A 25,663-nucleotide genomic window follows, 5' to 3' on the forward strand; every position below is an offset into this window, starting at 1 on the left:
TTGTCAGTGGTGAGTGCTTGACTTGTGGCAGGTCAGGACAGACCGGCCAGGTGGAGCAGGAGTGACTTCACGTCGGTGGCCGCGAGGCGGTCTCCGACGGCGCGGGGGGTGGAGCAGATGAGGAGCGGACCGTCGTCGTCGCTCGCGGGGAGGCGGCCGTGGCTGCCCCGAATAGGTGAGGCGTCCAGGGGCACGACCGCCATGCGGTAGCGCATGCCGAGCTTCTTGCGGGCGAGCGCGGTGGCGGCCTTGACCTTGACGTAGGGGTCGTGCGGGTCCATGAACAGCTCGACCGGGTCGTAGCCGGGTTTGCGGTGGATCTCGACGAGCTGCGCGAAGTCGGGCGCGCGGGCGTCGTCCAGCCAGTAGTAGTACGTGAACCAGGCGTCCGGCTCCGCGACGGCGACGAGTTCGCCGGAGCGCGGGTGGTCGAGGTGGTGGGCCTTCTTGCCCTCGTCGTCGAGGAGCAGGTCGAGGCCGGGGAGCCCGTCGAGGGCGGCGCGGACGGCGTCGAGGTCCTCGGGGCGGCGCACGTAGACGTGGGCGATCTGGTGGTCGGCGACGGCGAAGGCGCGGGAGGCCATCGGGTCCAGGTACTCCATGCCGTCCTGGGTGTGGACGTCGAGCAGTCCGGCGCGGCGCAGGGCGCGGTTGATGTGGACCGGGCGGTCGACACGGGTGATGCCGTACTCGGACAGCGCGACGACGGTACGGCCCTCGGCGCGGGCTTCGTCCAGCAGCGGGGCGACGGCGGCGTCGAGGTCGGCGGCGGCCTGGAGGGAGCGCGGGTCGTCGGGGCCGTAGCGCTGGAGGTCGTAGTCGAGGTGCGGGAGGTAGCACAGGGCGAGGTCGGGCCTGCGGGTGCGCAGGATGTGCCGGGTGGCGTCGATGATCCAGCGGCTGGAGACGAGGTCGGCGCCGGGTCCCCAGAAGTGGAAGAGGGGGAACGTGCCGAACTTCTCGGTGAGTTCGTCGTGCAGGGCGGGGGGCCGGGTGTAGCAGTCGGGTTCCTTGCGGCCGTCGGCGTAGTAGACGGGCCGGGGGGTGACGGTGAAGTCGGTGTCGGCGCCCATCGCGTACCACCAGCAGATGTTGGCGACGGTGTAGCCGGGGTGGGCGCGGCGGGCGGCGTCCCAGAGCTTGTCGCCGGAGACGAGGCCGTTGTGCTGCCGCCACAGCAGGACGTCGCCGAGGTCGCGGAAGTACCAGCCGTTGCCGACGATGCCGTGTTCGTCGGGCGTCGTGCCGGTCAGGAAGGTGGACTGGGCGGCGCAGGTGACGGCGGGCAGGACGGTGCCCAGGGCGGCCTGCGAGCCGGACCGTCCGAGCGCCTTGAGGCGGGGCATGTGGTCGAGGAGACGGGGGGTGAGGCCGACGACGTCCAGGACGAGGAGCGGGGTGGGGCCGGTGCCGGCCGGGCTGGTGGTCACGGCAGCTCCTTCAGGCCGAGGTCGGTCAGCAGGTCGCGGGCGAGGGTGAGTTCGGCGGCGATGCCGTCGGCGAGCCGGCTGCGGTCGCGGGGCCGCAGTTCGGGCGGGAGCGCCTGCCAGGTGTAGGTCTCGACCTCCAGATGGCGGGTGAGCGGGTGGGGGCCGCCGACGAGCCGGGTCAGGGCGGAGGCGAGGACCGGGAGCGTGGCGGTGAGGGGTCCGGTGGGCGCGGCGTGCAGCGGGACGTGGAAGTGCGCGCGCCAGGCCGTGGTGGTGGGCAGGTCCGCGCCGTGCAGGGCCTCGGTCAGGTCGTCGGTGCCGTGCAGGCCGGCGGGGGTGAGGGCGCGGGTCTGGTGCAGGAAGCGGGGTTCGGCGAACGCGGCGAGCGCTTCGCGGACCTCGGGGAGATGGGGCTGTTCGGCGTGCAGGGCGGCGGACAGCTGGGACTTGACGATGGGCACCCGGGCCCGGACGAGCGCGTCCAGGGCGGTGTGCGGGTCTTCGAAGGAGGTGGCGAGGTGACAGGTGTCCACACAGATGCCGATGCGGTCGTGGCCGACGGCGGCGAGGGGGGCGATGGCGTCCCGGGTGGTCTCGACGACACAGCCGGGCTCGGGTTCCAGTCCGACGCGGATGGAGCGGCCGGTGAGTTCCTGGAGGGCGTCGAGCCGTTCGGCGAGGGTGCGCAGGGCGGTGCGGGCGGCTTCCTCGGGGTGGTGCGCCGGCTCGTGGGGCGTGCCGTCGCCGTTGCGCGCGGCCGGGTGCGCCGGGGCCGTGGGGAAGGGCGGCAGCGGGGTGCGCCAGGCGATCGGCAGGGTGGAGATGCTGCCCTCGGTGGTGTCGTCGGGCAGGAGGCCGGCGAGGACGCGGGCGAGGGCGGTGGTGTGGGCGAGGCGTTCGGGATCGGTCCAGTCCGGTTTGTAGACGCGGTACTTGACCTCCTCGGCACCGAAGCCCTGGTAGGGGAAGCCGTTGAGGGTGACGACCTCAAGGCCGCGCCGGTCGAGCGCGGAGCGCAGGGTGCGCAGGGCGGCGGGGTCGGTGTCGAGGGCGCGGGCGGCATCGCGGGCGAGCCACAGCCCGATGCCGAGCCGGTCGCGGCCGAGCCTGCGGCGTACGGGTTCGCAGTGGTCGCGGAGCTGGGTGAGGACGCCGTCGAGGGTCTCGGCGGGGTGGACGTTGGTGCAGTAGGCGAGGTGGACGGTGCTGCCGTCGGGGTGGCGGAAGCGCATCGCTCACTCCCCGCCGCGCAGGATGCTGTTGCCCTCGTGGGTGGCGGCGGTGCCGGCGCCGAGGTCGAGGTCGAGGCGACCGCTGAGCCCGTAGAAGGCGACGGGGTTGCGCCACAGCACCCGGTCCACGTCGTCCTCGGTGAAGCCCTCGGCGAGCATGAGGTCGCCGACCCTGCGGGTCTTGAGGGGGTCGCTGCGGCCCCAGTCGGCGGCGGAGTTGACCAGCACCTGCTCGGGTCCGTACGCGCGCAGCACGGCGACCATGCGCGCCTCGTCCATCTTGGTCTCGGGATAGACGGAGAAGCCCAGCCAGCAGCCGCTGTCCTTGGCCTCCTTGACGGTGGTCTCGTTGAGGTGGTCGACGAGGACGCGCTCCACGGGCAGGGCGGACTCGCGCACGACGTCGAGGGTGCGGCGCAGTCCGGCGAGCTTGTCGCGGTGCGGGGTGTGCACGAGGGCGGGCAGTCCGTGGTCGGCGGCGAGCTGGAGCTGCGCGGCGAGCGCGGTGTCCTCGGCGGGGGTCATGGAGTCGTAGCCGATCTCGCCGACGGCCACGACGTGGTCCTTGACGAGGTACCGGGGCAGTTCGTCGAGGACGGGCAGGCAGCGGGGGTCGTTCGCCTCCTTGGGGTTGAGGGCGAGGGTGCAGTGGTGGGCGATGCCGTACTGGGCGGCGCGGAAGGGCTCCCAGCCGAGGAGGGCGTCGAAGTAGTCGAGGAAGGAGGCGGGCGAGGTGCGGGGCTGGCCGAGCCAGAAGGAGGGTTCGACGACGGCGCGGACGCCGGCCGTGTGCATGGCCTCGTAGTCGTCGGTGGTCCGGGACGTCATGTGGATGTGGGGGTCGAAGATGCGCATCAGGACTCCTTGCCGTGGGGGTCGTCCGTGGTGTGCGGTGCGGTCTCGGACCCGGTGAGGGCCAGGGCGTGGTACAGGCCGTCGGGCACGGGGCGGCCGGCGGCGGTGCGTTCCGCCGCGTAGTCGCCGAGCATGCGGGCGAGTTCGGCGTCGCCGCGGGCCCGGCGGGGCAGGTCGGCCATCTCCTCGACGGGCACGCCGGTGAACAGGCACTTGAGGAGGGCGTGCCGCCAGGCGTGGGGATCGAGGTGGCGGGCGGTGTAGGGGCCGACGGCGGCGGTGAGCAGCCGGGTGTCGTTGGTGCGCAGCGCGTCCTCGACGAGCGGGAGGGCGTCGGGGCCGGGCACGAGGTGGGGCAGGGCGTGCAGGACGGCGCGGCGTTCGTCGGCGGTGCCCTGGCGGTAGACGCGGGTGAGGGCGGCGGTGTCGGCGCGGGCGGCGTGCAGGACGAGGACGCGGGCGGCGTCCGCGTGGGCGGGGCCGCAGCGGCGGCCGGCCTCGGCGAGGCGCAGTTCCCAGACGGAGATGGGGCCGTGGGTGCCGGGGTGGTCGGCGGCCTCGGCGAGGGCCCGGCCGAGCCAGGCGCGGGCCGGTTCGGGGAGTGCGGCGTCGGTGCGGGCGCGCAGTTCGTCCGGCGGGATCCGGGCGGGCGCGACCCGGTCCTGCGGGGTGTCCTGGGCGGGGGGCCGGCGGGTCATGCGGTTCTCCCTTCCGGGGTGGCCGGGGTGGGGGTCGTCGCGGCGGCGGTCGCCTGCTGGAGGAACGGCAGGGAGAGCGCGGCCTGGTGGGGGCCGGCGTGGGAGTGGCGGGGCAGTTCCACGACCGTGAGGCCGTCGTAGCCGGTCTCGGACAGGGCGGCGAGGACGGGCGGGAAGTCGATCTCACCGGCGCCGAAGGGGAGGTGTTCGTGGACGCCGCGGCGCATGTCCTCGATCTGGACGTGGCGCAGCCAGGGCGCGGCGGCGCGTACGCAGTCGGCCGGAGGGAGGGGTTCGAGGCACTGGCAGTGGCCGATGTCGAGGGTGAGTCCGAGGAGTTCAGGGTCGCCGAGCGCGTGGCGCAGGCGGTGGAAGCCGGCGAGGTCGCCGAGGAGGTGACCGGGTTCGGGTTCGACGGCGAGGGGGACGCCCTCGTCGGCGGCGGCGTCGAGGACGGGGCCGAGGGAGTCGGCCAGGCGCAGCCAGGCGGTGTCCTCGTCGGTGCCGGCGGGGGTGACGCCGCTGAAGCAGTGCAGGGCGTGGGCGCCGAGGTCGGCGGCGACGCGGACGGCGCGGATCAGCAGGTCGGTGCGGCGGGCGCGGTCGGCGGGGTCGGGGTCGAGCAGGGTGGGGCCGTGTTTGCGGCGGGGGTCGAGGACGTAGCGGGCGCCGGTCTCGACGGTGACCTCCAGGCCGAGGGCGGTGAGCCGGCGGGCCACGTGGCGGGTGCGGGCGGGGAGGTCGGGGGCGAGGGGGTCGAGGTGCATGTGGTCGAGGGTGAGTCCGACGCCGTCGTAGCCGAGGTCGGCGAGGAGGGCGAGGGCGTCGTCGAGGCGGAGGTCGGTGAGGCCGTTGGTGCCGTAGCCGAACCGCGGTGCCCGGACGGCGGGTCGTGTCTCGCGGGTCATGTCACGCTCACCTTCTTCCCGAACTTCGCCGCGAGGGGTCCCAGGGCGGCGGTGAACAGGGCGGTGCCGAGGGCTCCCGCCCTGGCGGAGAGGGCGGCCTGGAGCGGGATGGTCGCCCGGATTCCGCCGCCTACGGCCCGCTGGGTGAGCGGCGCCGAGGGGTTGAGGACGGCATGCAGATAGGACCGCCCGGCGGTCCCGGCGTAACCGACGACGAGCGCGGCCCGCACCGACTCCCCGACGGAGCTGAGCCGTCGGCGGGCCGGAAAGCCGGGAGCGGCCCCGCCGGTCCCGCCGGGCCGGCCGGGCACGGTCCGGGGGCCCGTCGCCGGGCGGGCGGGCCTGCCGGTGTCGCCCGGCGGTCGCGGTGCCCGGTCGGTCGGGCCCGGCGGGGTGGTGGCGGCTCGGGTCGGACGGGCTTTCGGCGGGCGGGTCAGGAGGTGGGACAGGGTGGCCGTGGTGGCCAGGGCGGCCAGTGGGGGGAGGACGGCGCCGCCCGTGGTCTCGTGGCGGGAGACCGCGGTCAGGGCCAGGGTGTGGGTGGCGAGCAGGGCCGCGGAGGGCAGGGCCTCGCGGGGGACGCCCGGTGCGGGGCGGGTGGCCGCGGCGCCGAGCAGGAGGTCGAGGCCGCGCGCCGCCGCCATGGCGACGGGTCCGGCCGGGGTGCGCTTGAGGCCGAGGTCGTACGCCCACACGGTCGCGGCGAGCGGGGTCGCGACCGCGAGGGCGGGGCGGCCCGCGCGCGCGGCGAGGGCGAGGCCCGCCGCGGTGAGGGCGCAGGCCGCGGTGAGGGCGGCGGTGGGGTGGATGCGGCCGGAGGGCAGCGGGCGGTGGGGGCGTTCCGCGGCGTCCTCGTCGCGGTCGGCCCAGTCGTTGAGCGCCATGCCCGCCTCGTAGAGGCAGAGGGAGGAGCCGACGGCGAGCAGGGTGCGCGGCCCCGGCCGGGCCGACACCGCGGCGGCCCCGGCCAGCACGTCACCGGGAACGGTGAACAGCGCGGGCAACCGCAGCAGTTCGGCCCAGGCCCGCGGCCCCCCACCATCCTGCCGACCCCGGGACACCGACCCGCCGTCGCCCCGGCCGACCCCGGACAACGACCCGCCGCCATCCCGGCCCACCCCGGACACGGACGCGCCGTCGCCTCGGTCAGCCCCGGACATGGAACCACCACCGTCCCAGCCGGCCCCAGGCGCCGACCCACCGTCGCCGCGGCCGGTCCCGGACGCCGACGCGCGGTCGCCCCGTCCGACCCCGGACACCGACCCGCTCTCGCCCCGCCGGGCCCCCGGCGCCGGTTCGTTGTCGCCCCACCCGGTCTCCGGCTCCGTCCCGCTCATTCGGTGGTCCCCGAAGGGTTCTGGTCGGGGTTCGGGGGCTCGTGCAGGCGGTGGCCGAAGGCGACGAGGGCCGCGTACTGCTCCCCCAGTGACGAGGGGCCCTCCCCCACCGGGTCCTTGAAGTAGAAGCCGAGGTCGGTCAGCGGGCCCGTGACGCCCCGTTCCTGGGCGCGCAGCGTCAGCCGGGCCAGGTCCAGGACCAGCGGCGCGGCCAGCGCGGAGTCGCAGCCCTGCCAGGTGGTCTGGAGGACCATGCGGGTGCCGAGGAAGCCGTCGAAGGCGACGTGGTCCCAGGCGGTCTTCCAGTCGCCGAGCGCGGGCACGTCGTCGATGTGGACCTCGCCCTGCGGCGCCGCGCCGAGGGTGTCGGCGAGCACCCGCTCCTTGCCGGCGTTCTTGGCCGCGGCCGCCGCCGGGTCGGCGAGCGCGGCCCCGTCCCCGCCGCCGAGCAGATTGGTGCCCGACCACGCCCGCACGGCCAGCGCCCGCTGCGCGAACATCGGCCCGAGCACCGACCGCAGCAGGGTCTGCCCGGTCTTGCCGTCGCGCCCGGCGTACGGCACCCCGCTGGAGGCGGCGGCGTCGGCGAGCGCGGGGTGGTGCAGTCCGGTGGAGGGGGTGAAGTTCACATAGCCGCACCCGGCCCGCAGCGCGGCGGCGGCGTAGAGGGAGCTGGGCGGCAGCGTGTCGCCGGCCACGGGTTCGGTGGAGGCGACGTTCACCACGACGGCCCGCTCCAGGCCGCCGCGTCGTATGAAGTCCCGGATGTCCGCGGCGAAGTGGTCGATCAGCGCGTCGGTGTCCCGGGTGTCGTCGGGTGCCGGGCCGCCGGGCCTGATCTCGGCGTCCGCGGCGGCGAGTTCGGCGGCGACGGCCGCGGGCAGGCCGTGCGGCAGCACTCCGCCGGCCGCTAGTTCCTCCGCGCGTTTGGGCAGGGGGCAGTCGACCGTGTCGTGGCCGCCGAAGACCAGTGCCCCGAGCGGCGGCAGACCGCTGCCGGCGAAGGGGGGCGTCTCGGTGACCATGCCGGTGGGTGGGTGCAGACCCGCGGCGACGGCGGCGCAGCCGGTCACGGCGGTGGTGGCGACGGAGCCCCTGGCACCGATCAGCCACACCCCCACACGGGCTCGGGAGAGGGACGCGGACATGGGCAGCCTCCTTGGCGTGCGCGAACCCCGGGTGAGCCGGGACGAAGACGGCAGGCGGGGGTCCGGCGTCCCCCGCCCGCCGCCGCTCACCTGCCCTTGACGGGCAGTTCCTTGATCCGGACGTCGCGGAAGGACACCTGGTCGTCGGCTCCGTGGTTCTGGATGCCGAGGTGTCCGTCGCGCAGACTCCGGGCCGGATCGGTGTTGGTGAAGTCGTTGATCTTCACGCCGTTGAGCCAGATGCGGAGGCGCTCGCCCTCCACACGGATCTCATAAGTGTTCCACTCTCCCGGCGGGTTGAGCGCTCGGTCGCGCTTCTTGATGTCGGCGGAGCGGAAGCCGTACACGGCGCCGGTGGTCCGATCGGGCGTGTCGGTGGCGTCGATCTGGACCTCGTAGCCGCGGTCGACGGCGGACCAGGGGTCGTCCGAGGGCGGGAAGCCCACGAAGACACCGGAGTTGTCGTCGCCCTCGGCCTTCCAGTCGAGCTTGAGCGAGTACGAGCCGAAGCCCGAGGCGGCGTACCAGAGCAGGCCCATGCCGCCCGTGGACGTCAGCGTGCCGTCCTCGGACAGGGTGAAGGAGCCCGGTCCTGCCTGCTGCCAGCCGTCGAGGGAGGTGCCGTCGAACAGCGGCCGGTAGCCGTTCTCGGGGCGGCAGTCGGCCTGGGCGTCGCCGACGGCCCAGCGGATGCCGCCGAGGAGGTGCTGCCGGAAGGCGGGGTCGGCGTAGGACTCCTTGGTGTGGCCGCCTCCGGTGTAGAAGGAGCGGCCGCCCTGGTAGTCCTGGCACCAGGCGATGGGGTGGTCGCCGTTCATGGTGCCGCCGCTGTAGGACGACTCGTCGAGGCTGGCGAGGACGTGGGCCCGTTCACGCGGGTTGGAGCGGTAGTTGTACCACTCGTCGGTCCGCTCCCAGGTGCGGGCGAGCCCGGAGGTGGCGGGGTGGCCGCGGTCCTCGACGTTCACGGTGGCGGGCTGGATCGCCGGGTGGTTCTGGAACCAGGCGCCGGCGAGGCCGCCGTAGAACGCCCAGTCGTACTCGGTGTCGGCGGCGGCGTGGACGCCCACGTAGCCGCCGCCGTGGCGGATGTAGCCCTCGAACGCCTTCTGCTGGCCGGCGTCGAGGACGTCGCCCGTGGTGGACAGGAAGACGACCGCGTCGTAGCGGCGCAGGTTCCTGCCGGTGAAAGCGGTGGCGTCCTCGGTGGTGTCGACGCGGAAGCCGTTCGTCCCGCCGAGTTCCCGGATCGCGGCGATGCCCTCGGGGATCGAGTCGTGGCGGAAGCCGGCGGTCTTCGAGAAGACGAGGACCCGTTTGCCGGCGGGCTCGTGGGAGACGGCGGGTGCGGTGACGCAGCCGAGGAGCAGGGCGGTGCCGACGGCGGCGGTGGTCAGTCGACCGGTGGTGCGCATGGCGCGTCCTCCTCTCAGCTCGTGGTGAAGGTGAAGTCGTCGACGTCGAACAGCGCGCCGGAGCCGGTGGCGCCCTTGAAGACCAGGAAGAGCGTGGTGGTGCCGCGCGGTGCCCGGCCCAGGTTCGCGGTGACGTCCTGGAAGTTCTCCCAGCCGCCGGTCACGGGCACGGTGGCCTTGCCGAGCAGGGTGCCGGTGGCGGAGCCCGCGCGGACCTCCAGGGTGCCGCCGGCGCCGCCGGAGGCGATGCGCGCGGTGATCTTCTTGGCGTTGCCGAGGACGTACGGCGTGAAGGAGATCCAGTCGCCGTCGTCGACGTCGCCGACGGTGCGGCCGCCGTGCGCGGTGGCCTTGTCGTAGACCTTGATGCCGGACGAGTCGCCGAAGTGCTCGGCCTGGCGGTGGCGGGGCTGGGCGACGGCCTGGTCGTGCGAGGTGAGCGCGGCCTGGCCGCCGCCCCCGAGGTCGGTGTACTCGGCGTCGAAGACCCCGAAGATGTTGGCGTTCTCGTCGTGGCCGCCGTCGGCGCTGGTCTGGATGGTGCCGGAGCAGCCGTTGGCGGAGGTCAGCGGGTGGCCGTGGGTGTCGTGGCCGAGGACGAAGTTGACGGTGACCTTGGAGCAGTCGATCCGCCTGCCGTCCTCGGGATCGGTGACCCTCACCTTGAACGGCACGGCGTCGCCGAAGCTGAACAGCGCCCCGTCCTTGGGGAGTTCGAGGGTGACGGTGGGCGCGGTGTTGCCGACGACGACCTGCACGCTCGCGCTGCCGGAGCGGCCGGTCGGGTCCTCGGCGGTGAGGGTGGCGGTGTAGGTGCCGTTGGTACGGTAGCGGTGCGTCGGGTCGGCCGCGGTGGAGGTGCCGCCGTCGCCGAAGTCCCAGCGGTAGGTGAGCGTGTCGCCGTCCCTGTCGCTGGTGCCCGCGGAGGAGAAGGCGACCTTGAGCGGGGCCTTTCCGGAGGTGCGGTCGGCCGCGGCGCCGGCGACGGGCGCGTGGCCGCCGGTGACGTTCTCGATGCGGTACAGGCCGGAGTTGTCGTCGCCGCCGAACCAGGCGGTGCCGTAGTCGAGGACGTAGAGCGCGCCGTCGGGGCCGAAGGCCATGTCCATCACCTGGGTGCCGGTCCAGGGGAAGTCGTTGATGGACTCGACGGTGCCGGTGTCGTCGGTGTCGATGCGCTTGATCCAGCGGCGGCCGAACTCACCGGCGAAGAAGTTCCCGTCGTACGCCTCGGGGAACTTGACGGGCGAGTCGAGGTCGGGGTCGTAGTGGTAGACCGGGCCGCCCATCGGGGACTCGGAGCCGCTGCCGAACTCGGGGACGGAGCCGCCGTCGTAGGGGAGCCAGGCGGTCTGCGCGGGCGGGAGCTCGGTGAGGCCGGTGTTGTTCGGGGAGTCGTTGCGGGGCGCGGCGCAGTCGAAGGAGGCGCCGGACGCGCCGGTCCCGAAGTCGTAGTCCACGTAGGCGTCGTTGTCGCCGGTGCAGTAGGGCCAGCCGAAGTTGCCGGGGCCGGTGACGCGGGCGAACTCGACCTGGCCGCCGGGGCCGCGGGCCGGGTCGGCGGCGCCGGCGTCGGGGCCGTAGTCGCCGACGTAGAGGATGCCGGTCTCCTTGTCGACGCTGAACCGGAACGGGTTGCGGAAGCCCATCGCGTAGATCTCGGGGCGGGTCCGGTCCGTGCCGGGCGCGAACAGGTTGCCCTCGGGGACGGAGTAGGAGCCGTCGGCGTTCACCTTGATGCGCAGGATCTTGCCGCGCAGGTCGTTGGTGTTGCCCGAGGTGCGCTGGGCGTCGAAGGCGGGGTTGCGGTTCGCGCGCTCGTCGATCGGGGTGAACCCGTCGGACTGGAAGGGGTTGGTGTCGTCGCCGGTCGACAGGTAGAGGTTGCCGGCCGCGTCGAAGTCGATGTCGCCGCCGACGTGGCAGCAGATGCCGCGGGAGGTCTTGACCTCCAGGATGTTCTTCTCGCTGGCGGTGTCGAGGGTGCCGTCCGTCCGCAGCACGAAGCGGGAGAGGCGGTTGACGCCGTCGAAGGGCGCGAAGTCGGCGGCGGTGCCGGTCTCGGGGGCGTCGCCCGCGGGGGTGTTCATCGGGGGCGCGTAGTAGAGGTAGATGAACCGGTTGGCCGTGAAGTCCGGGTCGACGCCGACGCCCTGGAGTCCCTCCTCGTCGTGGGAGTAGACGTCGAGCTTTCCGGCGAGGGTGGTGGTGCCGGCGGCGTCGGTGAGGCGGAGTTCGCCGTCGCGGGAGGTGTGCAGGACGGAGCGGTCGGGCAGGACGGCGAGCGACATGGGCTCGCCGGTCTCGGCCTCGCCCTTGGCGAGGGTGATCTGCTCGAACTCCTCGGCGGCGGCCGGGGCTGCGCCCGGGTCGGCGACGGCTGCGCCGGCCTGGGGGACGGTGAGGCCGAGGGTGGCGCCCACGAGCAGGGCGCCGCCGAACAGGGCCAGGGCCTTGTGCAGCCGTCGTGGCCTGCGGGTGTCGTCTCTTCCGGTGCGGGTGGTGCGGTGGTTCCCGTGCACGGGTGCCTCCAGGAAGGGGCCGGTTGTACGGGGCGGGTGCGGGGGCCGGGATGCGCCGTCATCCCGGAGCCCGGGTGGTGCGTCAGGTTTCCCTGTGGGGGCTCAGTTGCCGAACGCGGCGTCGAAGGACGCGGTCGGCGGCTCGAAGTCGAACGCCTTGAGGCGGGTCAGGGCCTCGGGGGCGCCCTGGAGCCGGTCCATGCCGGCGTCCTCCCACTCCACGGAGACCGGGCCCTGGTAGCCGATGGAGCGCAGCATCCGGAAGACGTCCTCCCAGGGGACGTCGCCGTGGCCCGCGGACACGAAGTCCCAGCCGCGCCGGGGGTCGCCCCAGGGCAGGTGGGAGCCGAGCCGGCCGTTGCGTCCGTCGAGGCGCTTGCGGGCCTCCTTGCAGTCGACGTGGTAGATCCGGTCGCGGAAGTCCCACAGGAAGCCGACCGGGTCGAGGTCCTGCCACACGAAGTGGGAGGGGTCGAAGTTGAGGCCGAAGGCGGGCCGGTGGTCGACGGCCGCGAGGGCGCGCTGGGTGGTCCAGTAGTCGTAGGCGATCTCGCTGGGGTGGACCTCGTGGGCGAAGCGCACGCCCTCGGCGTCGAACACGTCGAGGATGGGGTTCCAGCGTTCGGCGAAGTCCTCGTAGCCGCGTTCGATCATCGCCTCGGGGGCGGGCGGGAACATGGCGACGAGGTGCCAGATCGCGGAGCCGGTGAAGCCGATGACGGTGTCGACGCCGAGGGCCGCCGCGGCGCGCGCGGTGTCGGCGATCTCGGCGGCGGCCCGCCGCCGTACGCCTTCGGCGTCGCCGTCGCCCCAGATGCGGTCGGGCAGGATGCCCCGGTGGCGTTCGTCGATGATGGCGTCGCACACGGCCTGGCCGACGAGGTGGTTGGAGACGGCCCAGCACTTGAGGCCGTACTTGTCGAGCAGTTCGTGGCGGGAGGCGATGTACGAGGGGTCGGCGAGGGCCTTGTCCACCTCGAAGTGGTCGCCCCAGCAGGCGAGTTCGAGGCCGTCGTAGCCGAAGTCGCGGGCGAGACGGCAGACCTCCTCCAGGGGCAGGTCGGCCCACTGGCCGGTGAAGAGTGTGAAGCTGCGCGGCATGTGGGGGCTCCTCAGTCCGCGATGGACGTGTAGACGGAGTTCTTCTCGGCGCTCTCCTCCACCGCCGCGAGGACACGCTGGACCTGGAGTCCGTCGGCGAAGGAGGGGTCGGGGGTGCGGCCCTCGGCGATGAAGTGCGTGAGGTCGCGGGCCTGGTGGACGAAGCTGTGCTCGTAGCCGAGGCCGTGGCCCGGCGGCCACCAGGCGTCGAGGTAGGGGTGGTCGGGTTCGGTGACGAGGATGCGGCGGAAGCCGGCGTGCGTGCCGGGCTCGGTGCCGTCGTGGTACGAGAGCTCGTTGAGCCGTTCCAGGTCGAAGGCGAGGGAGCCGCGCTCGCCGTTGAGTTCGATGCGCAGGGCGTTCTTGCGGCCGGTGGCGTAGCGGGTGGCCTCGAAGGAGGCGAGGGCCCCGGAGGCGAGGCGGCCGGTGAACAGGGCGGCGTCGTCGACGGTGACCGTCCCGGTGCCGGCGGCCTGGACGGCGGCGAGTCCGCTGGTGGGGCCGGCGGGCAGCGGGCGTTCACGGACGAAGGTCTCGGTGATCGCGGAGACTCCGGCCAGCCTCTCCCCCGCGAGGTACTGGGCGAGGTCGATGACATGGGCGCCGAGGTCGCCGAGCGAGCCCGATCCGGCGTGCTCCTTGCGCAGCCGCCAGGTGAGCGGGAACTCCGGGTCGACCAGCCAGTCCTGGAGGTAGGTGACGCGTACGTGCCGCAGGGTGCCGAGCCGGCCCTCGGCGACCATGCGCCGGGCGAGGGCGGTGGCGGGCAGCCGACGGTAGTTGAAGCCGACCATCGCCAACTGACCGCGGGCGCGGGCGGCTTCGGCGGCCTCGGCCATGGCCGTCGCCTCCTCGACGGTGTTGGCGAGGGGCTTCTCGCACAGCACGTGCTTGCCGGCGGCGAGGGCGGCGAGGGCGATCTCGGCATGGCTGTCGCCGGGGGTGCAGATGTCGACGAGGTCGATGTCGTCGCGGGCGACGAGCTCGCGCCAGTCGGTCAGGGCGCCGGCCCAGCCGTGCCGGTCGGCGGCCGCGCGCACGGCGTCGCCGTCGCGGCCGCAGATCGCGGCCAGGACCGGCCGCAGCGGCAGGTCGAAGACGCGGCCCACGGTGCGCCAGCCCTGGGAGTGGGCCGCGCCCATGAAGGCGTAGCCGACCATGCCGACGCGAAGTGGCGGCTTCTCTCCCTCTGTCCCGTCCGACTGCTGCGGCTGTCCCATACGGATGTCCTCCTCGTCCTCGTGGTGGTGCGCCGTGCCGCGGCCGTGGCCGGCCGGCGGTGCGGCCGGGGCGGCGGGCCCTGCCCCGGTGCGGGGAGCGGGCGCCGCGGTGGCCTCCGGCCCCGTCCGCCGGGCGGGCGCGGGCGGCGTGGGGGGTGCGGGGCGGAGCGGATCAGCGGAAGCCGGTGGACATGTACTGGTCGACGTTGTCCTTGTCGACGACCGCCGAGTAGAGCGTGATCGACGCCGGGATCTCGAACTCCGCGAGTCCGCCGACGCCCTTGGCCTGACCGAGGGCGCGGGCGAGGTCGATCGCGGAGGCGGCCATGGTCGGCGGGTAGAGCACGGTCGCCTTGAGGACGCCGTTGTCCTGCTTGATGGCCTGGAACGCGTAGAGCGCCCCGGCGCCGCCGACCATCATGAAGTCGTCCCGGCCGGCCTGTTCGATGGCGCGCATGGCGCCCACGCCCTGGTCGTCGTCGTGGTTCCACACGGCGTCGAACTTGGGCTGGGCCTGGAGCAGTTGGGCCATCTTGGCCTGTCCCGACTCGACCGTGAACTCGGCGGCCTGGCGGGCGACCTTGCGGACGTTGGGGTAGTTCTTGAGGGCGTCGTCGAAGCCCTGGGTGCGCTGCTTGGTCAGCTCCAGGTTGTCGAGTCCGGCGAGTTCGATGACCCGGGCGCCGGGCTTGTCCTTGAGCTTCTCGCCGATGTAGTGCCCGGCGTTGAGGCCCATGCCGTAGTTGTCGCCGCCGATCCAGCAGCGGTACGCCTGCGGGGTGTTGAAGATGCGGTCCAGGTTGATCACGGGGATGCCCGCGCGCATGGCCTTGAGGCCGACCTGGGTGAGGGCCTTGCCGTCGGCGGGCAGCACCACCAGGACGTCGACCTTCTTGTTGATGAGGGTCTCGATCTGGCCGATCTGCGCGGCGGTGTCGTTGGAGCCCTCGGTGATCTCCAGGGAGACGTCCGAGTACTTCTTGGCGCGGTTCTTGGCGTTGTCGTTGATGGCGTTGAGCCAGCCGTGGTCGGCCTGGGGGCCGGCGAAGCCGATGGTGACGTGCTTGCCGGGCTTGTCGTCGGCGGCCGGCTGGTCGCTCGCGGCGGGCTCCTCGTCCTTCGGGTCGTTGCTCGTGCAACCCGCGAGGAGGGCACCGGCGGACACGGCGGCGGTCCCGAAGAGCAGTCCTCTGCGACTGGTGAGTTGCGTCATGGCGGGTGAACCCTTTCCTCAGTTCGTGCTCGCGGTACGGCGCTGGACCAGCACGGCGGCGACGATGATCGCGCCCTTGGCGATCTGCTGGACGTCGCTCTGCAGGTTGTTCAGGGCGAAGATGTTGGTGATCGTGGTGAAGATCAGGACGCCCAGGACGGAGCCGGTGATGGTGCCGCGGCCCCCGCTGAGCAGGGTTCCGCCGATGATCGCGGCGGCGATGGCGTCGAGTTCGTAGAGATTGCCGTTGGTGTTCTGGCCCGAGCCCGACAGGATGATCAGCAGGAAGGCGGCGATCCCGCAGCACAGTCCGGACAGCAGGTAGAGGTAGAGCCGCTGGCGGCGGACGTCGATGCCGGCGAGCCGGGCCGCCTCGGAGTTGCCGCCGACGGCGACGGTGCGGCGGCCGAAGGTGGTGCGGTTGAGCACCAGCCAGCCGATGACCGTCACGACCGCGAAGACCAGCACGAGCGGCGGGATGCCGAGCACGTAGGAGTCGCGCTCGCCGAGGTCGAGGATGCCGTCGACGGTGACGATCTGCGTCCTGCCGTCGGTGATCTGGAGGGCGAGACCGCGGGCCGAGGCGAGCATGGCGAGGGTGGCGATGAAGGGCACCATGCCGCCGTAGGCGACGAGGACCCCGTTGACCAGTCCGCAGCCGACGCCGACGAGCACGGCGGTGAGGAGGATGCCCGCGAAGCCGTACTCCTGGGTGGCCACCGTGGTCGCCCACACCGAGGCGAGGGCGACGATCGCGCCGACGGAGAGGTCGATGCCGCCGGAGGTGATGACGAAGGTCATGCCGACCGTGACGACGCCGATCACCGATGCCTGGGTGAGGACGAGCTGGAGGTTGCGGGTGTCGAGGAACTCCTCGGGCTTGGTGACGCCGCCGATGAGGATCAGCGCGGCGAGCACGCCGAGGAGCGAGAGGGTACGGACGTCGGCGCGGGCGAGCACGCCGCGCCAGGCGGGTGGTTGACCGACCGGCGGCGCCTTGTCTGCGCTGCCCCGCGGCGGTGAGACGTGCTGCGTCATGACGCCGGACTTCCTTCCATGACGAGGTCGAGTACGCGGTGTTCGTCCAGTGCGCGGGCGGGCGCCTCGTGCACCACGCTCCCCTCGCGCAGCACCAGCACACGGTCGGCGAGGCCGAGCACCTCGGGGACCTCGCTGGAGACCAGGAGCACGGCGAGTCCCGCGTCGGCGAGGCGGCGCACCACGGCGTACAGCTCGGCGCGGGCGCCGACGTCGACACCGCGGGTGGGTTCGTCGAGCAGCAGCACACGGCAGCCGCGCAGCAGCCAGCGGGCCAGGACGGCCTTCTGCTGGTTGCCGCCGGAGAGGGTGCGCACGGGCACCGCCGGGTTGTCGGGGCGCAGCGACAGCTCCCGCACGGCGGCGCGGGCCGCGCCGAGTTCGGCCCGCCGGTCGATCCAGCCGGCGCGCGAGAAGCGGGACAGCGTGGAGACGGAGACGTTGCGGGTGACGGACTCCAGCATCAGCAGGGCCTGCGCCTTGCGTTCCTCGGGGGCGAGCCCGAGTCCGGCGCGGACCGCGGAGCGTACGCTGCCGGGCTTCAACGGCCGTCCGTCGACGAGTACTTGGCCGGCGGTGGGCCGGCGGGCGCCGTAGATCGTCTCCAGGATCTCGGAGCGGCCCGAGCCGACGAGCCCGGCGAGGCCGACGATCTCGCCGGGGCGCACGGTGAGGTCGAGGGGGGCGAACTCGCCGTCCCTGGCGAGGCCGCGCACGTCGAGCACGGGGGCTGTCCCGGGCGCCTCGGCGGGCCGGTCGGGGAAGACGTACTCGACGTTGCGTCCGGTCATCAGGGCCACGACCTCGCGGGTCGGTGTGGACTCGGCGGGCAGTCCGCCCGCGACCGCCCGTCCGTCCTTGAGCACGGTGACGCGGTCGCCGATGCGGCGGATCTCCTCCAGGCGGTGCGAGATGTAGACGACGGCCACGCCGTCCGCGGTGAGGTCGGCGACGATGCGGAAGAGGTTGTCGACCTCGTCGGGGTCGAGGGCGGCGGACGGTTCGTCCATGACGATGAGCCGTACGTCGTGGGAGAGCGCCCGCGCCATGGAGACGATCTGCTGCTGTGCCGCCGACAACTGCCCCACGAGCCGCGCCGGATCGATCTCGGGGTGGCCGAGCCGCTTGAGCAGGGCGGTGGTCGACGCGCGGGCCGCCTTGCCGCGGACGACGAACCCGGCGGCCGTGGGTTCGTGGCCGAGGTGGACGTTCTCGGCGACCGACAGGTGCTCCACCAGGTCGAGTTCCTGGTAGATGGTGGCGATGCCGAGGCGCATGGCGGCGATGGGCGAGCGGAGCGTGACGGGCTCGCCGCGCCAGTGGATGGTGCCCGTGTCCGGCTGGTGGGCGCCGGCCAGGACCTTGATGAGGGTGGACTTGCCGGCCCCGTTCTGGCCGAGCAGGCAGTGCACCTCGCCGGCCTGGACGTCGAGGTCGACACCGTCGAGGGCCCGGACGCCGGGGAACGACTTGGTGATGCCGGACATGCTGAGCAGCGGTGGTTCTGGTGCCATGTGGGTTCCCCTCGGCGGGCGTGCGGGCCGGTGTCAGGGCGGAACACGTGCGGGCGGGGCGTGTTCGGGCAGGGCGGAGCGGTGTTTCTGGCAGGGCAGGGCAGAGCAGGGTGCGCTGTGCTGACGAACCGTGCCTCGTGGCCCGTGGCGGGCCGACGAGCGGTGCCTTACGCGGGTGAGAACAGGTGGTCGCTGATGAGCCGGGCCGCGCCGATGACTCCGGCGTTCGGTCCCAGCTCGCCCAGGACGATGGGCAGGTTGCCCGTGGCGAGCGGCAGTGACTGGCGGTACACCTGGGTGCGGATCGCGGCGAGCAGGGTGTGGCCGAGGCCGGTCACCCCGCCGCCGATCACCACCAGGCCGGGGTTGAAGAAGGACACGAGCCCGGCGATGACCTGGCCGGTGCGGGTGCCGCCTTCGCGGATCAGGTCGAGCGAGGTGGCGTCGCCCGCGGCGGCCGCGGCGGCGACGTCGACGGCCGTGAGACCGCCGTTCGCCGCCAGACGGGTCGCGAGCTCGGCCGAGTGGCCCTGCTGGGCCGCCTCCAGCGCGTCGCGGGCCAGTGCCGCGCCGCTGAAGTGGGCTTCCAGACAGCCCCGGTTGCCGCAGGCGCACGGGCGGCCGTCGGGCACGGCCTGGATGTGCCCGATGTCGCCCGCGCTGCCCGTCGTGCCGCGGTGGACCTCACCGCCGACGACGATGCCGCAGCCGATGCCGGTGCCGATCTTGATGCAGAGGAAGTCGCCCACGGAGCGTGCGACGCCCGCGTGCTGTTCCCCCATGGCCATCAGGTTCACGTCGTTGTCGACCATGACCGGGCAGCCGAGTTCCTGGCTGAGCGCCTCCCGCACGGGGAAGCCGTCCCAGCCCGGCATGATCGGGGGTGCCACCGGGACGCCCTCGGGGAAGCGGACCGGGCCGGGGACGCCGATGCCGGCGCCGTCGAACCCCTCCGCGAGCCCCGACGCCCTCAACTTGGCTGCCATGGCGAGGACTTGCTCGAAGACCGCGACGGGGCCCTCGCGTACGTCCATGGGCTGGTTGAGGTGTCCCAGCACTTCGAGTTCGGCGTTGGTGACGGCGACGTCGACCGAGGTCGCGCCGATGTCGACGCCGAGGAACCTGAGGTTGGGGGCGAGCCGGATGTTGTGGGAGCGCCGTCCGCCCCGGGAGGCGGCGAGTCCGTCGGCGACGACGAGGCCCGTCTCCAGCAGCCGGTCCACCTCCACGGCCAGCTTGGACCGCGACAGGTCGATCTGATCGCCCAGTTGCGCACGGGAGTTGGGACCTCCGTCGCGCAACAGCTTGAGCAGCCGGGCCTGGTGGGCGTTTGCGGGTCGGGCCGTCATGCGTCTCACGTGCCCCTCCCCGCCTCGAACCGGCTGTCGCTGTCCTGTCTTTCGAGGGGAACGTAGCAGCGGCTGCCGAACCTGGGAAGAAGTTGCGCAGAGAATCCCGCATTCTTTTTCCACTGAAAGGACAAAGCCCGGCCGCTCCGCTCACGCCGGCCGCACGCACGGACAGCCCGGCCGCAGGGCGACCGGGCTGCTGACAGGGGGGGGAGACCGCGGCCTCCCGGGGAGGTGCCGGCTAGTCGCGCTGCCGGGCGTGGTACGAGCGGCGGGTGTGCTCGGTGTGTTCGCGCATGAGGACCGTCGCGCGCTGTTCGTCGCGGGCCGCGATCGCCGCGATCAGGGCCCGGTGCTCGATCCAGGACTGCTTGCCGCGCTGCCGGGCGACCGGTGTGTAGTACCAGCGCACCCGGCGGTCGACCTGTCCGGCCAGCTCCGCGAGGACCGCGTTGCCGGCCAGCTCCATGATCTTGGCGTGGAAGGCCGCGTTCAGGGCCACGGCGCCGTCCACGTCGTCCGCGGCGACCGCCTCCTCGCCCTGCGCGCACAGCTCCTCCAGCGCGCTGACGCCGGGGCTGCCCGCGTGCGCGGCGGCAAGCCGGGCGGCCTCGGCCTCCAGGAGCGTACGGACCGTGAGCAGCTGGTCGGCCTCCTCCTCCGTGGGCTCGTGCACGAACGCCCCCTGGGCGGGCCGCAGATCGACCCACCCCTCGGTGTTCAGCCGCTGGAGCGCCTCGCGGACCGGCTGCCGCGAGACGCCGAGGTGCCCGGCGAGTTCGCTCTCGACGAGGTGCTGGCCGGGTTGGAGCGAGCGGGTGGTGATGAGTTCGAGCAGCGCCTCGTAGACGCGGTCGCGCAGTGGTCCGGGCCGTTCGAGCTTGGGCACTGCCCCCTGCGGCAGTCCGGTCGACAACATTCGCGGTCCCCCTCCTCGGCAGGGCCGTGCACGGCGGACGGAGCTCGTGCTCGCTGAAAGCCCAGTATTTATTGTCTTTCGTCTACAGTCTACGGCGCACAGACACCAGGGGAAGCGGGAGTCGGGCGCGTCACACCGGCGGTCGCGCGCCCGGGTCCGGGTCAGGGGCAGCGCACGACCTGACCGGCGTACGACAGGTTGCCTCCGAAGCCGAACAGCAGCACCGGATCGCCCTGGGCGATCTCCCCCCGCTCGACGAGCTTGGACAGCGCGAGGGGGATGCTCGCGGCGGAGGTGTTGCCGGACTCGACGACGTCCCGGGCGACGACCGCCCGGCGCGCGCCGATCTTCTCGGCGAGGGGCTCGATGATCCGCAGGTTGGCCTGGTGCAGCACGACCGCGGCGAGGTCGGCGGGGTCGACCCCGGCCTTCTCGCAGGCGCCGCGGGCGACCGCCGGGAGCTGCTGGGTGGCCCAGCGGTAGACGCTCTGGCCCTCCTGCGCGAACCGGGGCGGGGTGCCCTCGATGCGCACCGCGTGGCCCATCTCGGGCACCGACCCCCACAGCACGGGCCCGATGCCGGGCTCCGCGCCGGGCTCGCACGTCTCCACCACGGCGGCTCCGGCGCCGTCGCCGACGAGCACGCAGGTGGTGCGGTCGCTCCAGTCGGTGACGTCGGACATCTTGTCGGCGCCGATGACAAGTGCGCGGCTCGCCGCGCCGGCCCGCAGCGTGTGGTCCGCGCTGGCCAGGGCGTGGGTGAACCCGGCGCACACGACGTTGAGGTCCAGCGTGGCGGGTCCGGGGATGCCCAGCCGGGCGGCGACGCGGGCGGCGGTGTTGGGTGAGCGGTCGATCGCCGTGGAGGTGGCGACCAGGACGAGGTCGATGTCGCCGGGGGTGAGCCCGGCGGCGGCGAGGGCCTTGGCCGCGGCGTGCGCGGCCAGCTCGTCGACCGGCTCGTCGGGGCCGGCGATGTGGCGGGTGTGGATGCCCACCCGGGTGCGGATCCACTCGTCGCTGGTGTCGACGATGCCCGCGAGGTCCTCGTTGGTGAGTACCTTGGCGGGCTGGTAGTGGCCGACGGAGGCGATGCGCGTGCCGATCATCTGGGATCCCCCTCGTGTGCCTGGATAGCGGGATCCCCAGTGTTGCCAGTGACTCGCGGGTACGTCGGCAGGTGAAGTCACAGGAATCGGGCGCCCGAGTTGTCGGCTTCCCTCAGCACCTCGGGCGCCCTTTGTCTCAACCGGTGAACAACTGCGTTGCCTTCTGCACGAGTTCGTACAACCCGTAGGCCAGGGGCGCTCCCACCCACACCCAGGAGAGGGCGATCAGGCCCCTCCGGCTAGGCGGACTGGTGTCGCTGGACATCGGCGGCCTCCTGCGGTGCGGGAACGTGGTGGCGGGCGTCGACGGGACGGACGAACTCGTTGGCCACGAAGCCGACGACGAGCAGGCCGATCATGATGAAGAAGGAGAGTCCGTACAGGGAGGAGCCGTGCTTGCCGGCGTCCTCCTGGCGGTCGGCGATCCAGTTCACGATCAGCGGTCCGAGCACGCCGGCGGTGGACCAGGCGGTGAGCAGCCGACCGTGGATGGCGCCGACCTGGTAGGTCCCGAACAGGTCCTTGAGGTAGGCGGGTATGGTCGCGAATCCGCCGCCGTAGAAGGAGAGGATCACCAGCGCGCACAGCACGAACAGCGGCTTGGAGGAGTCGCCGAACAGGGAGATGAGCAGGTACATCAGCGCGCCGACGCCCAGGTAGACGCGGTAGATGTTCTTGCGTCCGATGAGGTCCGAGGTGGACGACCAGCCGATGCGCCCGGCCATGTTGGCGGCCGACAGGAGGGCCACGAATCCGGCCGCGGCGGACGCCGAGACGGGGGTGGAGGAGTCGGCGAAGAAGTCCGTGATCATCGGGGCGGCCTTCTCCAGGATGCCGATGCCCGCCGTGACGTTCATGCAGAGCACCAGCCACAGGCACCAGAACTGCGGGGTGCGCACGGCGCTGCGGGCCGAGACCTGGACGCCCTCGACGACGGCCGGTCCGCTCTCGACGGGCTTCTCGCTGCGCGGGACCCGCACCAGCAGCACGCCGAGCGTCATGAAGACGGCGTACGACAGTCCGTGCACGAGGAACGCGAGCGCGATCCCGGAGCTGTCGGAGCCGAAGGAGTCCAGCATCTGGGCGGACCAGGGCGAGGCGATGAGGGCGCCGCCGCCGAAGCCCATGATGGCGATGCCGGTGGCCATGCCGGGCCGGTCCGGGAACCACTTGATCAGGGTGGAGACGGGCGAGATGTAGCCGATGCCGAGGCCGATGCCGCCGACGAAGCCGTAGCCGAGGACGATCAGCCAGTACTGCTCGGTCCACGCGCCCAGTGCGGAGATGAGGAAGCCCGAGGAGAAGCAGATCAGGGCGACGGTCATGGCCCAGCGGGGCCCGTTGCGCTCGACGAGGGTGCCGCCGAACGCGGCCGACAGACCGAGCATCACGATGGCCAGCTGGAACGGCAGCGCGCTCTGGGTTCCGTCGAGACCGAGGGCGGATTCGAGCGGCGGCTTGAACACGGACCAGGCGTACGCCTGACCGATGGAGAGGTGGACGGACAGCGCGGCGGGCGGGACCAGCCAGCGGCTCCATCCGGGCGGTGCGACAGGTGGGCTGCTCATGATCCCGGACGGTAGGTCGATGTCAAGAAGTTGAGAAGCGTCGAGTCGACCGTATGCGGTGAACGGTATGCGAGATGCGATGAACGGTCGGCGCGCGGACCCTTGTCGACCCTTCCTCCATACTGTAGACAATATTTCGTCGACAAGATTCACCCCCCACCTCCGCGGTATCCCTCAAACCGAACGGAGTGTTCCCGTGAAAGTCGCAGTTCTCGGCGCCGGTGCGATCGGCGCCTATGTCGGTGCCGCACTCCACCGTGCGGGCGCCGATGTGCATCTCGTCGCCCGTGGACCGCATCTCGCGGCCATGAGGCAGGACGGGGTCAAGGTGCTGAGCCCGCGCGGTGACTTCACCGCGCGCGCCCACGCCACCGACGACCCCACCGAGATCGGCCCGGTCGACTACGTCTTCCTGGGCCTCAAGGCGAACTCGTACGCGGCGTGCGGGCCGCTCATCGAGCCGCTGCTGCACGACAGGACGGCCGTGGTGGCGGCCCAGAACGGCATCCCGTGGTGGTACTTCCACCGGCACGGCGGGCCGTACGACGGACAGCGCATCGAGAGCGTGGACCCGGACGGCGCGGTGAGCAAGGTGCTCGCGCCCGAACGGGCCGTCGGCTGTGTGGTCTACGCGGCCACCGAACTCGAAGGCCCCGGCGTCGTACGGCACTTGGAGGGCACCCGCTTCTCCATCGGTGAGCCCGATCGCAGCGTCTCCGCGCGCTGCACGGACTTCAGCGAGGCGATGGTGGCGGGCGGACTGAAGTGCCCGGTCGAACCCGACCTGCGCAACGACATCTGGCTCAAGCTGCTCGGCAACATCTCCTTCAACCCGATCAGCGCGCTCTCCCGGGCCACCATGCGGCAGATGTGCCTGCACGGCGGCACCCGCAAGGTCATCGAGGTCATGATGCGCGAGACCCTGTCGGTGGCCGAGGCCCTCGGCTGCGAGGTGGGCATCTCCATCGAACGCCGCCTGGCGGGCGCCGAGAAGGTCGGTGACCACCGCACGTCCACGCTCCAGGACCTGGAGCGCGGCAAACCGCTGGAACTCGACGTGCTGCTCGCGGCCGTCGTCGAGCTGGCCGAGATCACCGGTGTGGAGGTGCCCACCCTGCGCACCGTGCACGCCATCTCGGACCTGCTCGCGCTCCGGAGCGCCGCGTGAGCGCTCGGGAGGGCGAACCCCTTCCCCGCCTCACCCACCCGCTGGTCAGGGACGCGCGTGGCGCGCCGCTGCGACCGGCGACGTGGGACGAGGCGCTCGACCGGACGGCCCGTGGCCTCGCGCTCGCGCGCGGGGCCCTCGGGCTGTTCGTTTCCGCCCGCGCCACGAACGAGACGGCCTATCTGGCCCAGCGGTTCGCGCGGGCCGTCATGGGCACCAACAACATCGACCACGACGACGGTCCCGGCCGCGACGCCCGTGCCGCGGGCGCGGCGGCCCTGTCGGCCGCGTTCGGCCCGGACGGCGCGACCCCCTCGTACGCGGAGGTGGAGCGCACCGACCTCGTGGTGCTGTGGGGCTGCGACGCCCGGCGCGGCCACCCCGTGTTCTTCCAGCACGTCCTGCGGGCCGTCCGCGACGGCGCCCGCCTCTACACGGTCGACCCGCGCCGCACGGCGAGCGCGCGCTGGGCCGAGGGCTGGCTCGGCCCCGACGTCGGCACCGACGTCCCGCTGGCGCACGCGCTCGGCCGCGAGATCGTCCGCGCCGGCCTGGTCGACGAGGCGTTCGTGGAGCGGGCGACGTCCGGCTTCGAGCGGTACCGGGCCCTCGTCGAACCGTGGACGCCCTCGCTGGCGGAGAAGGCGACCGGCGTACCGGCGCACGCGATAAGGGAGTTGGCGCACGCGTACGCCCGCGCCGAGCGCGCCGTGCTGTGCTGGACCCCCGGGGTCGCCGGTGGCCACCGCGGCGCCGGCACCGTGCGCGCGCTGATCGACCTGGCGCTGCTCACCGGTCACCTGGGGCGCGCGGGCTGCGGGCTGCTGCCGCTGCGGGGCGCGGGCAACCTCCAGGGCTGCGCCGACATGGGCGCGGTGCCGGACCGGCTGCCCGGCGGGGCCGACGTCCTGGACGCCGGGGCCCGCGAACGGCTCGCGGCCGCCTGGGGCGTGCCCGTCCCGGAGCACTACGGGCTCGATCTGCCGGAGATGGTCGCGGCGGCGGCGGACGGCTCGCTGCGGGCCGTGTACTGCGTCGGCGCGGACCCGGTGCGGACCGGGGCGGACCCGCGTCGGGTGGCCCGGTCGCTCGCGGGGCTCGACTTCCTGGTCGTCCAGGGCGCCTTCCGCACCCGGACCGCCGAGTCGGCGGACGTGGTACTGCCCACGGCGGGCCCGGCGGAGTCCGAGGGCACCACCACCAGCGGTGAGCACCGCGTCCAGCGGGTGCGCCGCGCGCTCGCCCCGCCCGGCGGGGCACGCGACGACGTCGCCGTCCTCACCGCCCTGGCACGCCGGCTCGGGCACGCGTGGAACCATCCGGACGCGGAGGCCGTCTGGGACGAGCTGAGGTCCCTCTCCGCGGGCCATCACGGCATGACCTACGAGCGGTTGGCGCGGCGGCAGGGCCTGCGGTGGCCGGGCGCCGGCACCGGCGGAGACGAACCGCCGTACGCCCACGGCCGGTTGTGGGAGACGGACCCGCGACGGCGGGGCGGGCGGGCGCCGTTCGGGAGCGTGCGGCACGAGCCGCCCGCCGACCTCACCGACGAACGCCATCCGCTGCGGCTGACCACCGGCCGCCCCGCCGACCCGTCCGATCCCCTGGTGCGCGCGGGGAGTTCGGGCCTGCGGCGCGGCGACTGCGTGGAGCTGAGCCCGGAGGACGCGGAGCGGTACGGGGTGGCCGTCGGCGAGCGGGTACTGGTGACCTCGCGGCGCGGCTCGGTCGTCGCGTCGGTGTGGATCGACGCCGCCCTGCGTCCCGGTCTCGCCTTCATGGCCGTCCGCGACGGCGACACCGACGAGGTCGAGCGGCTCACCGCCGGGGCGCGCACCCCGGCGCCGGGGACCGCCGGGCTCGGGGCGTCGGCGGTGCGCGTCGAGAAGCTTCCGCTCGTCACGTACGTGGGGTGAGAC

21 protein-coding genes are annotated in these 25,663 nt (G+C 73.2%); 2 read left to right on the plus strand and 19 right to left on the minus strand.

From position 1 onward, the window contains the following. Positions 1–32 precede the first annotated feature (32 nt). From AB0F77_RS03070 to AB0F77_RS03160, 19 genes are all read right to left on the minus strand, one after another. Complete coding sequence (locus tag AB0F77_RS03070; RefSeq protein ID WP_361940409.1) at positions 33–1,430, minus strand: nucleotide pyrophosphatase/phosphodiesterase family protein; 1,398 nt, start codon at positions 1,428–1,430, stop codon at positions 33–35. Beyond that, complete coding sequence (gene eboE, locus AB0F77_RS03075; RefSeq protein ID WP_361940412.1) at positions 1,427–2,662, minus strand: metabolite traffic protein EboE; 1,236 nt, start codon at positions 2,660–2,662, stop codon at positions 1,427–1,429. Before eboE ends, AB0F77_RS03070 begins: the two co-directional genes overlap by 4 nt. Before the next feature lie 3 nt (positions 2,663–2,665). Then, positions 2,666–3,517, minus strand: a complete 852-nt coding sequence (locus AB0F77_RS03080) for a TatD family hydrolase (protein ID WP_361940415.1) — start codon at positions 3,515–3,517, stop codon at positions 2,666–2,668. Then, positions 3,517–4,215, minus strand: a complete 699-nt coding sequence (locus tag AB0F77_RS03085; RefSeq protein WP_361940418.1) for an EboA domain-containing protein — start codon at positions 4,213–4,215, stop codon at positions 3,517–3,519. The genes AB0F77_RS03080 and AB0F77_RS03085 overlap by 1 nt, the downstream gene beginning before the upstream one ends. After that, positions 4,212–5,123: a sugar phosphate isomerase/epimerase family protein gene (locus AB0F77_RS03090; RefSeq protein WP_361940421.1), complete on the minus strand. Its 912-nt coding sequence runs from the start codon at positions 5,121–5,123 to the stop codon at positions 4,212–4,214. The genes AB0F77_RS03085 and AB0F77_RS03090 overlap by 4 nt, the downstream gene beginning before the upstream one ends. After that, positions 5,120–6,283, minus strand: a complete 1,164-nt coding sequence (locus AB0F77_RS03095; RefSeq protein WP_361940424.1) for an SCO3242 family prenyltransferase — start codon at positions 6,281–6,283, stop codon at positions 5,120–5,122. The genes AB0F77_RS03090 and AB0F77_RS03095 overlap by 4 nt, the downstream gene beginning before the upstream one ends. A gap of 173 nt (positions 6,284–6,456) precedes the next feature. Continuing rightward, positions 6,457–7,608, minus strand: coding sequence for an inositol-3-phosphate synthase (locus AB0F77_RS03100; protein ID WP_361940427.1), 1,152 nt, complete (start codon positions 7,606–7,608; stop codon positions 6,457–6,459). 86 nt (positions 7,609–7,694) lie between these two features. Beyond that, entirely contained in the window at positions 7,695–9,023 is a 1,329-nt protein-coding gene (locus AB0F77_RS03105) for a ThuA domain-containing protein (RefSeq protein ID WP_361940430.1), read from the minus strand. 14 nt (positions 9,024–9,037) lie between these two features. Further along, on the minus strand, positions 9,038–11,545 hold the full coding sequence (locus AB0F77_RS03110; RefSeq protein ID WP_361940433.1) for a PQQ-dependent sugar dehydrogenase: 2,508 nt from the start codon (positions 11,543–11,545) through the stop codon (positions 9,038–9,040). A gap of 102 nt (positions 11,546–11,647) precedes the next feature. Then, positions 11,648–12,646: a sugar phosphate isomerase/epimerase family protein gene (locus AB0F77_RS03115; protein ID WP_361940436.1), complete on the minus strand. Its 999-nt coding sequence runs from the start codon at positions 12,644–12,646 to the stop codon at positions 11,648–11,650. Between the two features lie 11 nt (positions 12,647–12,657). After that, positions 12,658–13,866, minus strand: coding sequence for a Gfo/Idh/MocA family oxidoreductase (locus AB0F77_RS03120; RefSeq protein WP_361940439.1), 1,209 nt, complete (start codon positions 13,864–13,866; stop codon positions 12,658–12,660). A 172-nt stretch (positions 13,867–14,038) separates the two neighbouring features. Then, positions 14,039–15,079 carry a substrate-binding domain-containing protein gene (locus AB0F77_RS03125; protein WP_361940442.1) on the minus strand — a complete coding sequence of 347 codons (1,041 nt, stop codon included), beginning with the start codon at positions 15,077–15,079 and terminating at the stop codon, positions 14,039–14,041. Between the two features lie 18 nt (positions 15,080–15,097). Then, complete coding sequence (locus tag AB0F77_RS03130) at positions 15,098–16,117, minus strand: ABC transporter permease (protein WP_361940445.1); 1,020 nt, start codon at positions 16,115–16,117, stop codon at positions 15,098–15,100. Further along, on the minus strand, positions 16,114–17,631 hold the full coding sequence (locus AB0F77_RS03135) for a sugar ABC transporter ATP-binding protein (protein ID WP_361940448.1): 1,518 nt from the start codon (positions 17,629–17,631) through the stop codon (positions 16,114–16,116). The genes AB0F77_RS03130 and AB0F77_RS03135 overlap by 4 nt, the downstream gene beginning before the upstream one ends. Positions 17,632–17,798: 167 nt before the next feature. Continuing rightward, the gene (locus tag AB0F77_RS03140; protein WP_361940451.1) at positions 17,799–18,980 is read right to left on the minus strand and encodes an ROK family transcriptional regulator; all 1,182 of its coding nucleotides are present in this window, start codon (positions 18,978–18,980) and stop codon (positions 17,799–17,801) included. Between the two features lie 241 nt (positions 18,981–19,221). Beyond that, positions 19,222–19,899, minus strand: coding sequence for a GntR family transcriptional regulator (locus AB0F77_RS03145; protein ID WP_361940454.1), 678 nt, complete (start codon positions 19,897–19,899; stop codon positions 19,222–19,224). Positions 19,900–20,060: 161 nt separating this feature from the next. Then, entirely contained in the window at positions 20,061–21,008 is a 948-nt protein-coding gene (locus tag AB0F77_RS03150; protein WP_361940457.1) for a beta-ketoacyl-ACP synthase III, read from the minus strand. A 136-nt stretch (positions 21,009–21,144) separates the two neighbouring features. Next, positions 21,145–21,273, minus strand: a complete 129-nt coding sequence (locus tag AB0F77_RS03155) for a hypothetical protein (protein ID WP_361940460.1) — start codon at positions 21,271–21,273, stop codon at positions 21,145–21,147. After that, complete coding sequence (locus AB0F77_RS03160; protein ID WP_361940463.1) at positions 21,248–22,576, minus strand: OFA family MFS transporter; 1,329 nt, start codon at positions 22,574–22,576, stop codon at positions 21,248–21,250. The genes AB0F77_RS03155 and AB0F77_RS03160 overlap by 26 nt, the downstream gene beginning before the upstream one ends. Positions 22,577–22,772: 196 nt before the next feature. Between AB0F77_RS03160 and AB0F77_RS03165 the strand changes: the two genes are divergently transcribed. Then, positions 22,773–23,744 carry a 2-dehydropantoate 2-reductase gene (locus tag AB0F77_RS03165; RefSeq protein WP_361940466.1) on the plus strand — a complete coding sequence of 324 codons (972 nt, stop codon included), beginning with the start codon at positions 22,773–22,775 and terminating at the stop codon, positions 23,742–23,744. Beyond that, positions 23,741–25,660, plus strand: a complete 1,920-nt coding sequence (locus AB0F77_RS03170) for a molybdopterin-dependent oxidoreductase (RefSeq protein ID WP_361940469.1) — start codon at positions 23,741–23,743, stop codon at positions 25,658–25,660. Before AB0F77_RS03165 ends, AB0F77_RS03170 begins: the two co-directional genes overlap by 4 nt. The last annotated feature ends 3 nt before the right edge of the window (positions 25,661–25,663 follow it).

Source organism: Streptomyces sp. NPDC026672 (assembly GCF_040638185.1).
In the GTDB taxonomy this organism is placed as follows: domain Bacteria; phylum Actinomycetota; class Actinomycetes; order Streptomycetales; family Streptomycetaceae; genus Streptomyces.

Excerpts from the sequence above, each read along its gene's own strand:
- AB0F77_RS03115 (WP_361940436.1), bottom strand. The coding sequence starts at position 12,646 with ATGCCGCGCAGCTTCACACTCTTCACCGGCCAGTGGGCCGACCTGCCC.
- AB0F77_RS03105 (WP_361940430.1), bottom strand. The coding sequence starts at position 9,023 with ATGCGCACCACCGGTCGACTGACCACCGCCGCCGTCGGCACCGCCCTG.
- AB0F77_RS03120 (WP_361940439.1), bottom strand. The coding sequence starts at position 13,866 with ATGGGACAGCCGCAGCAGTCGGACGGGACAGAGGGAGAGAAGCCGCCA.
- AB0F77_RS03080 (WP_361940415.1), bottom strand. The coding sequence starts at position 3,517 with ATGCGCATCTTCGACCCCCACATCCACATGACGTCCCGGACCACCGAC.
- AB0F77_RS03100 (WP_361940427.1), bottom strand. The coding sequence starts at position 7,608 with ATGTCCGCGTCCCTCTCCCGAGCCCGTGTGGGGGTGTGGCTGATCGGT.
- AB0F77_RS03140 (WP_361940451.1), bottom strand. The coding sequence starts at position 18,980 with ATGACGGCCCGACCCGCAAACGCCCACCAGGCCCGGCTGCTCAAGCTG.
- AB0F77_RS03085 (WP_361940418.1), bottom strand. The coding sequence starts at position 4,215 with ATGACCCGCCGGCCCCCCGCCCAGGACACCCCGCAGGACCGGGTCGCG.
- eboE (WP_361940412.1), bottom strand. The coding sequence starts at position 2,662 with ATGCGCTTCCGCCACCCCGACGGCAGCACCGTCCACCTCGCCTACTGC.
- AB0F77_RS03125 (WP_361940442.1), bottom strand. The coding sequence starts at position 15,079 with ATGACGCAACTCACCAGTCGCAGAGGACTGCTCTTCGGGACCGCCGCC.
- AB0F77_RS03130 (WP_361940445.1), bottom strand. The coding sequence starts at position 16,117 with ATGACGCAGCACGTCTCACCGCCGCGGGGCAGCGCAGACAAGGCGCCG.
- AB0F77_RS03155 (WP_361940460.1), bottom strand. The coding sequence starts at position 21,273 with ATGTCCAGCGACACCAGTCCGCCTAGCCGGAGGGGCCTGATCGCCCTC.
- AB0F77_RS03090 (WP_361940421.1), bottom strand. The coding sequence starts at position 5,123 with ATGACCCGCGAGACACGACCCGCCGTCCGGGCACCGCGGTTCGGCTAC.
- AB0F77_RS03135 (WP_361940448.1), bottom strand. The coding sequence starts at position 17,631 with ATGGCACCAGAACCACCGCTGCTCAGCATGTCCGGCATCACCAAGTCG.
- AB0F77_RS03145 (WP_361940454.1), bottom strand. The coding sequence starts at position 19,899 with ATGTTGTCGACCGGACTGCCGCAGGGGGCAGTGCCCAAGCTCGAACGG.
- AB0F77_RS03095 (WP_361940424.1), bottom strand. The coding sequence starts at position 6,283 with ATGTCCGGGGCTGACCGAGGCGACGGCGCGTCCGTGTCCGGGGTGGGC.
- AB0F77_RS03150 (WP_361940457.1), bottom strand. The coding sequence starts at position 21,008 with ATGATCGGCACGCGCATCGCCTCCGTCGGCCACTACCAGCCCGCCAAG.
- AB0F77_RS03160 (WP_361940463.1), bottom strand. The coding sequence starts at position 22,576 with ATGAGCAGCCCACCTGTCGCACCGCCCGGATGGAGCCGCTGGCTGGTC.